8 protein-coding genes are annotated in these 13,359 nt (G+C 74.6%); 7 read left to right on the forward strand and 1 reads right to left on the reverse strand.

The genetic code is table 11. From position 1 onward, the window contains the following. Positions 1 to 2 precede the first annotated feature (2 nt). The 6 genes from ABZ920_RS25540 (at position 3) to ABZ920_RS25565 (ending at position 9,621) form a co-directional block, all read left to right on the forward strand. Positions 3 to 1,769 carry an ABC transporter ATP-binding protein gene (locus tag ABZ920_RS25540; RefSeq protein ID WP_361509350.1) on the forward strand — a complete coding sequence of 589 codons (1,767 nt, stop codon included), beginning with the start codon at positions 3 to 5 and terminating at the stop codon, positions 1,767 to 1,769. Next, positions 1,766 to 3,709, forward strand: coding sequence for an ABC transporter ATP-binding protein (locus tag ABZ920_RS25545; protein ID WP_361509353.1), 1,944 nt, complete (start codon positions 1,766 to 1,768; stop codon positions 3,707 to 3,709). Before ABZ920_RS25540 ends, ABZ920_RS25545 begins: the two co-directional genes overlap by 4 nt. Positions 3,710 to 3,832: 123 nt before the next feature. Continuing rightward, entirely contained in the window at positions 3,833 to 4,183 is a 351-nt protein-coding gene (locus ABZ920_RS25550) for a DsrE family protein (RefSeq protein ID WP_361509356.1), read from the forward strand. A 791-nt stretch (positions 4,184 to 4,974) separates the two neighbouring features. Beyond that, a complete protein-coding gene (locus ABZ920_RS25555) occupies positions 4,975 to 7,014 on the forward strand; it encodes a M4 family metallopeptidase (RefSeq protein WP_361509359.1) in 2,040 nt (679 codons plus the stop codon). A gap of 236 nt (positions 7,015 to 7,250) precedes the next feature. Next, a complete protein-coding gene (locus tag ABZ920_RS25560) occupies positions 7,251 to 8,915 on the forward strand; it encodes a M4 family metallopeptidase (RefSeq protein WP_361509362.1) in 1,665 nt (554 codons plus the stop codon). A gap of 193 nt (positions 8,916 to 9,108) precedes the next feature. Beyond that, positions 9,109 to 9,621, forward strand: coding sequence for a DUF1990 domain-containing protein (locus tag ABZ920_RS25565; protein ID WP_361509365.1), 513 nt, complete (start codon positions 9,109 to 9,111; stop codon positions 9,619 to 9,621). A 3-nt stretch (positions 9,622 to 9,624) separates the two neighbouring features. Here the strand turns inward: ABZ920_RS25565 and ABZ920_RS25570 are convergent, their stop codons facing one another. After that, on the reverse strand, positions 9,625 to 12,243 hold the full coding sequence (locus tag ABZ920_RS25570) for a glycosyltransferase family 1 protein (protein WP_361509368.1): 2,619 nt from the start codon (positions 12,241 to 12,243) through the stop codon (positions 9,625 to 9,627). Positions 12,244 to 12,670: 427 nt separating this feature from the next. Here ABZ920_RS25570 and ABZ920_RS25575 point away from each other — a divergent pair. Further along, the coding region (locus ABZ920_RS25575) for a maltotransferase domain-containing protein (protein ID WP_361509370.1) at positions 12,671 to 13,359 on the forward strand (689 nt) is incomplete at its 3' end.

The raw sequence follows: 13,359 nt of genomic DNA on the forward strand, positions 1-13,359 counted from the left end.
CGGTGATCGACGCGTACGAGGACCCCGGCACCCCCGACTGCCGGGGCGGCGCCCGGTACCTGTGGTGGCTGGTCGCCCGGCAGCCGGGACGGTGCCTGGCGGGGGCGGTGCTGGCCAGTGCCTGGATGGTGCTGCTGGCGGCGGCGCCCTATCTGCTGTCCCGGGCGATCGACGACGGGCTCCAGCGGGGCGACACGGCCGCGCTGGCCGGCTGGACGGGTGCGCTGGTCGCGACCGGGACGGTCAACGCCTGGGTGGGCGTGATGCGGCACCGCACGATGACGCTGGTGCGCATGGACGCCAACTTCCGCACGGTCAAGGTCGTCGTCCAGCAGGCCGTACGGCTCGGGGCGGCGCTGCCCGGGCGGGTGGGCGCCGGGGAGGTCGTCACCATCGGCGTCGGCGACGTGCAGACGATCAGCCAGTCGCTGACGATGGTGGGCCCCGGCATCGGCTCGGTCGTCGTCTGCGCGGTCGTCGCCGCGCTGCTGCTGTCGCTCTCGCCGCTGCTGGCCGTGGTGGTGCTGCTCGGGGTGCCGCTGACCGCCGTGGTGGTGGGCCCGCTGCTCGGGCGCCTGCAGGGCGCGGAGGGCGAGTACCGCGAGCGCCAGGGTGTGCTGACCGCGCGGATCGGCGACCTCGCGGGCGGTCTGCGCGTCCTGGGCGGCCTCGGCGGCAAGGACCTCCTCGCCGGCGCCTTCCGCCGGGACTCCGGCCGGCTGCTGGCCCAGGGCTACCGGGTGGGCGCGGTGACCAGCTGGATCCAGTCACTCGGGGTGGGGCTGCCCACCCTGTTCCTCGCCGCGGTGACCTGGCCGGCGGCCCGGCTCGCCGCCCGCGGGGAGATCACCGTGGGGGAGCTGGTGTCGGTGTACGGGTACGTCGCGGTGCTGGTGGGGCCGGTGGCGTTCCTCATCGAGATGGGCCGGCAGCTGAGCCGCGCCCTGGTGGCCGCCCGCCGGGTCGTGCGGCTGCTGCGGCTGGAGCCGGCCGCGGACACCGGCACGCGCGAGGCCCCCGCGGAGCCGTCGGTGCTGCACGACGCGGACTCCGGGGTCCGGGTGCTGCCGGGCCGGCTGACGGCGCTCGTCTGCGCCCGCCCCGCCGACGCGGTGGCCGTCGTCGACCGGCTGGGCCGGTACGCGCCCTCGGCGGCGACCTGGGGCGGCGTCCCGCTGGCCGACGTCCCGCTCGCCCAGGTCCGCGCGCGGATCCTGGTCGCCGACCACGAGGCCGACCTGTTCGCCGGGCCGCTGCGGGAGCTGGTCGACGGGCGCGGGGAGCACACGGAGGAGGAGCTGACGCGGGCGGTGCACGCGGCCGCGGCGGACGACATCGTGCGGCACCTGCCCGACGGCCTCGACTCACCGGTGGCGGCCCAGGGCCGCAGCCTGTCCGGCGGCCAGCGGCAGCGGGTGCGGCTGGCGCGGGCACTGCTGGCCGACCCCGAGGTGCTGCTCGCCGTGGAGCCGGCCTCGGCGCTCGACGCGCACACCGAGGCGGTGGTCGCCGAGCGGCTGCGGCGGGCGCGCCCGGGCCGTACGACCGTGGTGACCACCACGTCCCCGCTCCTGCTCGACCACGCGGACACCGTGCACTACCTGGTCGACGGCAAGGTCGCCGCCACCGGCCGCCACCGCGAGCTCCTCACCCGGGAGCCCGGTTACCGGGCGCTGGTGGCGCGGGAGGCGGAGGCGGAGCGGACGGGAGCGGCGGAGGGCACCGGCAAGGCCGGGCGGGCCGGCGGCGCCGAGGGGGCCGTCCGGTGACCGCGGCGGTGGACGGCTCGGGGCGGCTTCCCGTCGCCTCCCGCGGCCAGGTGCGGCGGGCCGCCGTACGGCTGGTACGGGCCGACGGGCGGGCGTTCGCCGCCGCGGTCGCCCTGAACGCGCTGACCGCCGCGGCCGGGCTCGCCGGACCGTGGCTGCTCGGGAGGATCATCGACGGGGTCCGGGCCGGACGGGGGACGGACGCCGTGGACGGGCCGGCGCTGGGCATCCTCGTGTGCGCGACGGCGCAGGTGCTGCTGGCGCGCTGGGCGCGGTACGTGGGCCACCGGTTCGGGGAGCGAACGCTCGCCCGGGTGCGCGAGGAGTTCGTCGACCGGACGCTGGCCCTGCCCGCGTCGGTGGTCGAGCGGGCCGGGACCGGTGACCTGACGGCGCGTGGCACCGCCGACGTGGCCACCGTCGGCACCACCCTGCGCGACGCCGGACCCGAGCTGGTGATCAACGGGGCGCAGGCGCTGTTCCTGCTCGGCGCGGTCGTCGTGCTCGACCCGCTGCTGGGCGCGGTCGCGGTGCTCGGGGTGGCGCCGATCTGGTGGGGCCTGCGCTGGTACCTGCGCCGGGCGCGGGACGGCTACCTCGCGGAGGGCGCGGCCACCTCCGACGTCGCCGAGGTCCTCGCGGCGACGGCGGCCGGGGCCCGCACGGTCGAGGCGTTCCGGCTCGGGCGCCGGCGGACGTCGGCCGGCCGCGACGCGCTGGAGACGTCCCGCCGCACCCGCCTGTACACCCTGCACCTGCGCTCGGTGTTCTTCCCCGTGGTGGATGTGTCGTACGTGCTGCCCGTGGCGGGCGTGCTGCTGATCGGCGGGATGCTGCACGCGCGCGGCGCGGTCAGCCTGGGCGAGGTGGTGGCGGCCGCGCTGTACCTGCGGCAACTGGCCGAACCGCTGGACCAGGTGCTGATGCGGGTGGAGCAACTGCAGAGCAGCGGAGCCTCGTTCGCGCGGGTGGAGGGGCTGGCCGCCGCCACGCGGTCGCCCGGCCCCCGGGCCCCGTCCGGGCGGGCGGGCGGCCCCGGTCCCGCCGCCGCGCCGGGAGCGGCGGAACCTGCGGAGCCGGTGGAACCTCCGGAGCCGGCGGACGACCGCATCGAGGTGTCGGGCGCCCGGTACGCCTACGAGCACGGAGGCGAGGTGCTGCGCGGGATCGACCTGGCGGTGCGGCCGGGTGAACGGCTGGCCGTGGTCGGCCCGTCCGGCGCCGGCAAGACCACGCTCAGCAGACTGCTGGCGGGTGTCGACGCGCCGACCGCGGGGTCGGTGACGGTCGGCGGGGTGCCGGTCGCCGCCCTCGCGCCCGAGCGGCTGCGCCGGCAGGTCGTCCTGGTCACCCAGGAGCACCACGTGTTCCTCGGCACGGTCCGCGACAACCTGCGCATCGCCGCGCCGGACGCCGGTGACGCGGAGCTGTGGCAGGCCCTGGCCGCGGTCGGCGCGGACGAGTGGGTCCGGCGGCTGCCGGACGGCCTGGACACCGTGCTGGGGCCGGGCGGCTGCCGCACCGACGGCTCGCAGGCGCAGCAACTCGCCCTCGCCCGCGTGGTGCTGGCCGACCCGCACACGCTGATCCTGGACGAGGCCACGGCCCTGCTCGACCCCGCGACCGCCCGGCACACCGAGCGCGCCCTGGCCGCCGTGCTGCGCGGCCGCACGGTGATCGCCATCGCGCACCGCCTGCACACCGCGCACGACGCGGACCGGGTCGCCGTGATGGAGGACGGCCGGCTGACGGAACTCGGTACGCACGACGAACTGGTGGCGGCGGACGGGGCGTACGCGGCCCTGTGGAGGACGTGGCACGGGGACGGGGCGGCACCCGGGGACGGAGCGGCGCGAACCGGCCATGGGGACCAGGCGGTCGCCGCTCGGGAGACCGCTCACGGGGAGGACGGGGCCGCCGCTCGCGGGGACCGGACGTGACGGCGCTCCTGTCGCGAGCAGAAGCCATCCCCGCGGGAAGACGATCCGACTTTTCCCGGGCGCCCGCGGGCCACCGCTGCGCGGCGTCGCCCGACCCCGGCCGCCGTGTGCCAGGGTGGGCCCATGAAGGCGGCAACAGCTTCCACCGGTCCCGTACGCGCCGTCGTGGCCGCGCCCCGGCCCGAACACGTGGTGCGGGCGGTGACGAACCTGCTGACGGCGGCCGACCGCCCGGTCGAGGTGGAGGTCGTCCTCTACGGAGCGGGCCTCGACCTGGTCCTCGGCGAGGAGGCCGCGGAGCAGACGGCGCGGCTGCGCCAGGCCGGGGCACGCCTGTTCGCGTGCGCCGACAGCCTGGCCGGCCGCGGCCTGGGAGCCGGTCACGTCCTGCCCGGCGTCGAGGTGGTGCCGGCGGCCGTGTGGCACGTGGCCCTGCGCCAGCACGAGGGATGGTCGCTCGTACCGGTGTGGTGAGCACGGCCCGCACCGAGGCCGATGCCCGGGCGCGGGCGGGCACGCTAGCGGGACGCGCCTGCCCCGGTCCGCGGGGCCGGGCGGCGTCCCGGCCGGAGCGGCGACCCGCACGGAGCGCCGGCCCGCGGGTGCGTGCGGCTGCCCCCCGTGGAAGGGCACCTCGCGCCTGACAGCGCCCGCACCCGCGCTTTCGCCGACACGCCGACTTCACCCACTCCGCACCGCGTTCCTGGGTGGCCTGGCACGCCGCCGCGCGGCGAGCTGAGCGACCGTCGTCCGCGCCCGGGCAGTGCCGCAGGCGGGCGGGGCGCCCCGGGGCCGGAAGCACACACCGGGTGACGCGGCCGTCCCCGTGCACGGACCCCGCTTCGGCGGTCCCGCCCGCCCGGCCCGACCGCCTCGACTCCGCTCAGGAACAGGCTCGGACACCGACGCCGGAGTGCGCCGAGCACCAGGCCGGACCGATGCGATCCGGCCACCGCGGCGGCACGGGCAGCCGGCGCCTTGTACCCACACCCGGCAGCTTGTCCGTATACCGAACATGAACATCCGGACAACGAACGATTTCCGGCCAAGTTCCTGACGCGCTCCTGACAGAAACCGTGATCTCCTGCCACGCTTCCCACGGCCACCCTCACAGCAACGTCACAGGACTCCCACGGTTCCGCCTGTGGTCCGGCCCGGCACTTCCGCACCTGGTTCCGCGCTCCGCCCCGTTCTGCCCGGACGGCCGACCCGCCGCCCGGTCTCCCCTGGCCGCGCGATCCGCGGCCGCGCAGAAGGAGTCAGTGTTGAGAAGCAGTTCCTCCCGCAGACGCACCTCCCACACCTCGCGCCGCCGCACGGCCGGTGTCGCTCTCGCCGGCGTCGCCGCCCTGGTCGCCGCGGCCGTCCAGTCCGGCACCGCGACCGCCGCCCCCGGCCAGGCGTCCGCCGGCCGGACCGCCTCGGCCCACACGGCGGTGAAGCTCACCCCCTCGCAGCGCGCCGAACTGATCCGGGACGCCGACGGCGCCACGGCGCGGACGGCGGCCGACCTCGGGCTCGGCGCCCGGGAGAAGCTCGTCGTCAAGGACGTCGTCAAGGACGCCGACGGCACCCTCCACACCCGTTACGAGCGCACCTACGCGGGCCTGCCCGTCCTCGGCGGCGACCTCGTCGTGGAGACGACCCCCTCGGGGAGGACCACGAACGTCATCAAGGCCACGCGGGCCGCGCTGAAGGTCTCCGACCTCACCCCGGACGTGTCGCGGGCGGCCGCCGAGAAGCAGGCCGTCGAGCGGGCCAAGGCCCTCGGCGGCACCCGGTCCGCGGCGGACAGCGCCCGCAAGGTGATCTGGGCGGCGAGCGGCACGCCGGTCCTGGCGTACGAGACGGTCGTCGGCGGCCTGCAGGACGACGGCACCCCGAACAAGCTGCACGTCGTCACCGACGCGGCCACCGGCGCGAAGCTGTACGAGTACCAGGGCATCGAGACCGGCACCGGCAACACGATGTACAGCGGCACGGTGCCGCTGACCACCACGCTGTCCGGCTCGACGTACACGCTCAACGACGGCGCGCGCGGCGGCCACAAGACGTACAACCTCAACCGCGGCACCTCCGGCACCGGCACCCTGTTCTCGCAGACCAGCGACACGTGGGGCAACGGCACGGCGTCCAACGCGGCCACGGCGGCCGCCGACGCGCACTACGGCGCCGCGGTCACCTGGGACTTCTACAAGAGCACCTTCGGCCGCAGCGGCATCCGCAACGACGGCAAGGCCGCCTACTCCCGCGTCCACTACGGCAACGCGTACGTCAACGCCTTCTGGGACGACAGCTGCTTCTGCATGACCTACGGCGACGGCTCGGGCAACACCCACCCGCTCACCTCGCTGGACGTGGCCGGCCACGAGATGAGCCACGGCGTCACCTCCAACACCGCGGACCTCAACTACAGCGGCGAGTCCGGCGGTCTGAACGAGGCGACCTCCGACATCTTCGGCACGGGCGTGGAGTTCTACGCCGGCAACTCCTCGGACATCGGTGACTACCTCATCGGCGAGGAGATCGACATCAACGGCGACGGCAGCCCGCTGCGCTACATGGACAAGCCCAGCAAGGACGGCGCGTCCAAGGACAACTGGTACTCCGGCATCGGATCGGTGGACGTGCACTACTCGTCCGGTCCGGCCAACCACTTCTTCTACCTCCTGTCCGAGGGCAGCGGCGCCAAGGTCGTCAACGGCGTCAGCTACAACTCGCCCACGGCGGACGGGCTTGCGGTCACCGGCATCGGCCGGGACAAGGCGCTGGCGATCTGGCACCGGGCGCTGACCACGAAGTTCACCTCCACGACCAACTACGCGGGGGCCCGCACCGGCACGCTCGCGGCGGCGGGTGAGCTGTACGGCACCTCCAGCGCCGAGTACAAGGCGGTGCAGGACGCGTGGGCGGGCGTCGCGGTCGGCTCGCGGTCGGGCGGTGGCGGCGGTGGCGGCACGTCGTTCGAGAGCACCACCGACGTCGCCATCCCGGACCGCGGCTCGGCGGTCACCTCGTCGATCACCGTCTCCGGCCGGAGCGGCAACGCCCCCTCCAACCTCCAGGTCTCGGTCGACATCGTGCACACCTACCGCGGTGACCTCGTGGTCGACCTGGTCGGCCCGTCCGGCACCGCCTACCGGCTGAAGAACTCCAGCAGCTCCGACTCGGCGGACGACGTGCACGCGACCTACACGGTCAACGCCTCCACCCAGCCCGCCAACGGCACTTGGCAGCTGCGCGTCCAGGACGTGGCCAGCTACGACACCGGCTACATCGACGGCTGGAAGCTGACCTTCCCGTAGGCCCCACGGGCGTCGGCGGACAGGGCGCCGTTCCGGAGGTCACAGGCCCGGAACGGCGCCCGTTCACATGCCCGCAACGTTTACCGGACAGTCAAGTTTTGGCCAACATCACTTGTCGCCCATGACATGTACGCGGCGGAGGTGCCAGTCTTCGTGCACCGCCGCACGAGCGCAGAACCCCCCATCCATTCCGGCCGGTGCCCCACGCCGTCCCGGACTCCCCCCAAGGAGCTTGTGTGACTCCCCGCTACGCGCGTAACAAGCGCATCACCCTGGCCGCCGCCACCGCTGTCGCGGCCGGAGCCCTCCTCGGCACCGCTCTGACCACGAGCGCCTCGGCCCAGGCCGCGGCAGCCGCCCCCGCCGGAAGCACGGCCCTCGCCGCCGCGCCCACCGCGCTCACGCCCTCCGCCCGCTCCTCGCTGATCCAGCAGGCCCAGGCGGACGTCGCGGAGACGGGCCGTCAGATAGGCCTCGGCGCCGAGGAGAAGCTGGTCGTCAAGGATGTCGTCAAGGACGCCGACGGCAGCCTCCACACCCGTTACGAGCGCACCTACGCGGGCCTGCCCGTCCTCGGCGGCGACCTCATCGTCCACACCGACAAGTCGGGGAAGACGCAGGGCGTGACGAAGGCGACCAACGCGTCGCTGAAGGTCGCCTCGCTCAAGCCGCAGATCGCCGCCGCCAAGGCGGAGAAGCAGGCGCTGACCGCGGCGCAGGCCGCCGGCTCGGAGAAGACCGTCGCCGACCAGGCCCCGCGCAAGGTGATCTGGGCGGGCGAGGGCACGCCGGTCCTCGCCTACGAGACGGTCGTCGGCGGCCTCCAGGACGACGGCACCCCGAACGAGCTGCACGTCGTCACCGACGCGGCCACCGGCGCGAAGCTCCACGAGTACCAGGCCATCGAGACCGGCACCGGCAAGACCCTGTACTCGGGCACGGTGACCCTCAACACCTACAACTCGGGCACGTCGTACCAGCTGTACGACACCACGCGCGGCGGCCACAAGACCTACAACCTCGCCCGCGGCACCTCCGGCACCGGCACGCTGTTCACCGACGCCGACGACATCTGGGGCACCGGCACCGCCTCCAGCTCCAGCAGCGACCAGACGGCCGCCGCCGACGCCGCCTACGGCGCCGCGGTCACGTGGGACTTCTACAAGAACACCTTCGGCCGCAGCGGCATCCGCAACGACGGCAAGGCCGCCTACTCCCGCGTCCACTACGGCAACGCGTACGTCAACGCCTTCTGGGACGACAGCTGCTTCTGCATGACCTACGGCGACGGCTCGGGCAACACCCACCCGCTCACCTCGCTGGACGTGGCCGGCCACGAGATGAGCCACGGCGTCACCTCCGTCACCGCCGGCCTCAACTACAGCGGCGAGTCCGGCGGTCTCAACGAGGCGACCTCCGACATCTTCGGCACGGGCGTGGAGTTCGCCGCGGGCAACGCGAGCGACGCCGGTGACTACCTCATCGGCGAGAAGATCGACATCAACGGCAACGGCACCCCGCTGCGCTACATGGACAAGCCCAGCAAGGACGGCGCGTCCGCCGACTACTGGTCCTCCACCCTCCGCAGCAAGGACGTGCACTACTCGTCCGGCCCGGCCAACCACTTCTTCTACCTGCTGTCCGAGGGCAGCGGCGCGAAGACGATCAACGGCGTCAGCTACAACTCGCCGACGTACAACGGCTCCACCGTCACCGGCATCGGCCGCGCCAAGGCGCTGCAGATCTGGTACAAGGCGCTGACGTCCTACATGACGTCGTCGACGAACTACAAGGGCGCCCGCTCGGCGACCCTGAGCGCGGCGTCGGCGCTGTACGGCTCCGGCAGCGCCGAGTACAACGCGGTGGCCGCGGCCTGGACCGCGGTCAACGTCAGCGGCTGACGCGGAACAGCCACGCAACGGCACCCGGGAGGCCGGTCCTCCCGGGTGCCGTCCCGTCTCCGGGCCGGACTCCCGCCGCGCGGGGGCGCGGCGGGAGTCCGGCCGCGGCACCCGGCCCCTGTCGTTCGGATCACCCCGGCACCGCACCTGACCACCGGCCCGATCCGCACCGGAGACCCTAGGCTTGGGGCCCATGTCCTTCACCTACGAGGAGGTCGGCGCGACCCGCAAGGATCCCGCCTCCTTTCCCCCGGGCTTCCACACGATGCACGTGCGCACACGCGTCGGCGAGGGCCACGACGTCTTCGACCGGGCCGCCGAGGCCCTCCTCACCTGGCAGATGCACCGGGCCGTCGGCGTCGGCGTCGACGCCACCGCCGAGCGGGCCGCGCCCGGCGTCGACGTCACCGTCACCCTCGCCGGCGTGATCAAGGCCCCGTGCCGTGTGGTGTGGACGGTCGAGGAGTCCCGCCGCGCCGGGTGGGCCTACGGCACCCTGCCCGGGCACCCGGAGACCGGCGAGGAGTCCTTCGTCGTGGACCGCACCGGCGACGGCACCGTCTGGCTGACGGTGACCGCCTTCAGCCGCCCGGCGAAGTGGTACTCCCGCGCGGGCGGCCCGGCGACCCGGGGCCTGCAGCACGCCTACGCCCGCCGGTGCGGCATGGTGCTGAGGCGGCTGTGCGGGCAGGACGGCGAGGACTGACGGTCACCTCATCAGCACCCCGCCGCCCTCCCCCGTCTCCTCCGACGGCACCGCCACCAGACCCGCCTCGGCCGCCGAGGCGAGCAGGCGGTGCGCGGGCAGGACGCGGACCGTGTAACCGAAGGGCCCGGTGCGGTCCAGGGAGAGCGCGCCCTCGTAGACCCAGCGGCCGTCGGCGTCCGGCCCGCCCGCCGGCTTCAGCGGGACCGGGGTCGCGTCCGCGATCCGGTCCTCCTCGTCCACCCGCCCCGACACCGCCTGCACCTCGACGTCGTCCGGCCCGAGCTCGCCCAGGCCGACGCGCACCCGCAGGCCGAGGCTGGCGCCCAGCTCCGCGGTCGCCGTCGCCGCCGACGTCTCCACGTGCTCGACCCGCACGCCGGGCCAGGCCGCGCGCACCCGCCGCTTCCACGCCGCGAGCTCGCGCGCCGCGTCCGCGTCCATCGCGCGGTGCGCCAGGGCCGCCGGGGTGTACAGGCGCTCGACGTACTCACGAACCATCCGGCCGGCCAGCACCTTCGGGCCGAGCAGGGACAGCGTCCGGCGGACCATCTCGATCCAGCGTTCGGGCAGCCCGGCCCGGCCGCGCTCGTAGAAGCGCGGGGCGACCCGCCGTTCGAGCAGGTCGTACAGGGCCGCCGCCTCGACGTCGTCGCGGTGGTCGGGATCGTCCCCCGCCCCGTCCGCGGTGGGCACGGCCCACCCGAAGTCCGGCTGGTACCACTCGTCCCACCAGCCGTCCAGCACCGACAGGTTCAGGCAGCCGTTGAGCGCGGCCTTCATCCCGGAGGTGCCGCACGCCTCCAGCGGCCGCAGCGGATTGTTCAGCCAGACGTCGCAGCCGTGGTACAGCTTCTGCGCCATCCCCATGCCGTAGTCCGGCAGGAAGACGATCCGGTGGCGCACCCGCGGGTCGTCGGCGAACCGCACCAGCTCCTGGATGAGCCGCTTGCCGCCGTCGTCGGCCGGGTGCGCCTTGCCCGCGACCACGATCTGCACCGGCCGCTCCGGGTGCAGGAGCAGGCTCATCAGCCGGTCCCGGTCCCGCAGCATCAGCGTCAGCCGCTTGTACGACGGCACCCGGCGCGCGAAGCCGATCGTCAGCACCCCGGGGTCCAGCACCCCCTCGATCCAGCCGAGCTCGGCCTCCCCGGCGCCGCGCTGGCGCCAGGAGGCGCGCAGCCGCCGCCGCACCTCCATCACCAGCTGCTCCCGCAGTTCGCGGCGCAGGTCCCAGACGTCCTGGTCGGGGATGTCGGCGACGGAGTCCCAGCGGGGCGAGTCGCCGACGGACAGCGCGTCCTCGGCGCGCTGGGCGCCGATCTGCCGGGCTCCGAGCCGGAACACCTCCGGGGCCACCCAGGTCGGGGCGTGCACCCCGTTGGTCACCGAGGTGATCGGCACCTCCTCGGGGTCGAACCCCGGCCACAGCCCGGAGAACATCTCGCGGCTGACCCGGCCGTGCAGCAGGGAGACGCCGTTGGCGCGCTGCGCCAGGCGCAGGCCCATCACGGCCATGTTGAACAGGTCGGGCTCGCCGCCCGGATAGGTCTCCATGCCGAGCTGCAGGATGCGCTGGACGTCGATGCCCGGCAGCTCGGCGCCGGGCCCGAAGTGGCGGGCGACCAGCTCGCGGTCGAAGCGGTCGATGCCGGCCGGGACGGGCGTGTGCGTGGTGAAGACGGTCCCGGCCCGCACCGTCTCCAGCCCGGCGTCGAAGTCCAGCCCCTGGCCGCAGAGCTCGGCGATGCGCTCCAGGCCGAGGAAGCCCGCGTGCCCCTCGTTGGTGTGGAACACCTCCGGCTCGGGGTGGCCGGTGAGCCGGCAGTACGTGCGCACCGCCCGGACGCCCCCTATGCCGAGCAGCATCTCCTGCAGCAGGCGGTGCTCGCTGCCGCCGCCGTAGAGCCGGTCGGTCACCCCGCGCTCGCCGAGGTCGTTCTCCTCGACGTCGGAGTCCAGGAGCAGCAGCGGGATCCGGCCGACCTGGGCCAGCCAGAGCCGGGCGTGCAGCGCCCTGCCGCCGGGCAGGGCGAGCGAGACGCGCGCCGCGGTGCCGTCGGCCTCCTCCAGCTGGGTCAGGGGCAGCTCGTGGGGGTCGAGGACCGGGTAGTGCTCCTGCTGCCACCCGTCCCGGGACAGGGTCTGGCGGAAGTAGCCGTGCCGGTACAGCAGCCCGACGCCGATCAGCGGTACGCCGAGGTCGCTGGCGGCCTTCAGGTGGTCGCCGGCCAGGATGCCGAGGCCGCCGGAGTACTGCGGCAGGGCGGCGGTGATGCCGTACTCGGGCGAGAAGTAGGCGACGGCCGCGGGCAGCTCGGCGGACTGGGTCTGGTACCAGCGCTCGCCGCTCAGGTAGTCGTGCAGGTCGTCGGCGGCCGCCCGCAGGCGTCGCAGGAAGTGGCGGTCCCCGGCCAGCTCGGTGAGCCGCTCGGGCGCCACGCCGCCGAGCAGCCGCACCGGGTCGCCGCCGCAGGCGGCCCAGCGTTCGGGGTCGACGGACTGGAAGAGGTCGCGCGTCTCTGCGTGCCAGGACCAGCGCAGATTGCGCGCCAGCTCGCCGATGGGCCGCAGGGGCTCGGGGAGGACAGGACGGACGGTGAACCGGCGGATCGCCTTCACATTCCACCTCAGCGCGTTCGAGGGTGACGCACGGCGATGTGCGTCTCGTCGTCTAACTTGACGGTACCGGCGTTCGTGTCGCCCTCGCCGGGGAGTGCGCCCGCATGCCCCCGCGCGACCCCCGTCCGCCCGCCTGCGCCCACCGGTCGGCCGGTTTCCAAACCGTGCCGGTCAGATCCTCCGGTCCGGGGGGCGTCGAACACAGTTTTGCGGGTACCGCGCTCGTAGCGGCGGAAGCCCGGGCAGTGGCTCCCGCGCGTAGGAGCCGGTCCCGGGTGCGGAGATACGCGTGAGTAGTTAACAAAGTGCCGGATTGCTCACCCGAACAGGGTGGGAAGGCTCCACCGGTACACCTCACCGGACCACTCAGGACCTTTCTCCCCCAGACATCCGCCCACACCCTCGTTGACGCGGACAGGAGCGGTTCATGCCCGCCACGCACCACTCGGCACCACCCCCGACCACCAGCACACCCGGCGCTGCCGCGCCACCCGGGCGGCGCGGCAGCTCCCCGGCCGCCGCCGCGGATCCGCATGCCACGGGCGAGGCCACCGCCGTGGGGCGGATCCCCGTCCTCGACGTCCGCCCGGTCGTCCAGCGCGGCCGGCGCCCCGCCAAGGCGGTCGTGGGCGAGACGTTCCAGGTCACCGCCACCGTGTTCCGCGAGGGGCACGACGCCGTGGCGGCGAACGTGGTGCTGCGGGACCCGCGGGGCCGCCCCGGACCGTGGACCCCGATGCGGGAACTGGCCCCCGGCACCGACCGCTGGGGCGCCACGGTGTCCGCCGGGGAGCCCGGGCTGTGGACGTACACGGTCGAGGCCTGGGGGGACCCGGTCACCACCTGGCGCCACCACGCCGGAATCAAGATCCCGGCCGGGCTCGACACCGAGCTGGTGCTGGAGGAGGGCGCCCGGCTGTACGAGCGGGCGGCCGCCGGCGTGCCCGAGGAGGACGGGCAGCGGGACGTCGTGCTGGCCGCCGTGGACGCCCTGCGGGACGGGGACCGTCCGGCCTCCGCACGGCTGGCGGCGGCGTTGACGCCGGAGGTGGACGCGGTGCTGGCCCGCCATCCGCTGCGGGAGCTGGTCACCGCCTCCGACCCGCTGCCCCTGCA

The organism is Streptomyces sp. NPDC046831 (assembly GCF_040645305.1).
Classification (GTDB): domain Bacteria; phylum Actinomycetota; class Actinomycetes; order Streptomycetales; family Streptomycetaceae; genus Streptomyces.

Bases quoted from the DNA above. Each gene is read 5' to 3' on its own strand.
- ABZ920_RS25550 (WP_361509356.1), top strand. From the start codon at position 3,833: ATGAAGGCGGCAACAGCTTCCACCGGTCCCGTACGCGCCGTCGTGGCC.
- ABZ920_RS25565 (WP_361509365.1), top strand. From the start codon at position 9,109: ATGTCCTTCACCTACGAGGAGGTCGGCGCGACCCGCAAGGATCCCGCC.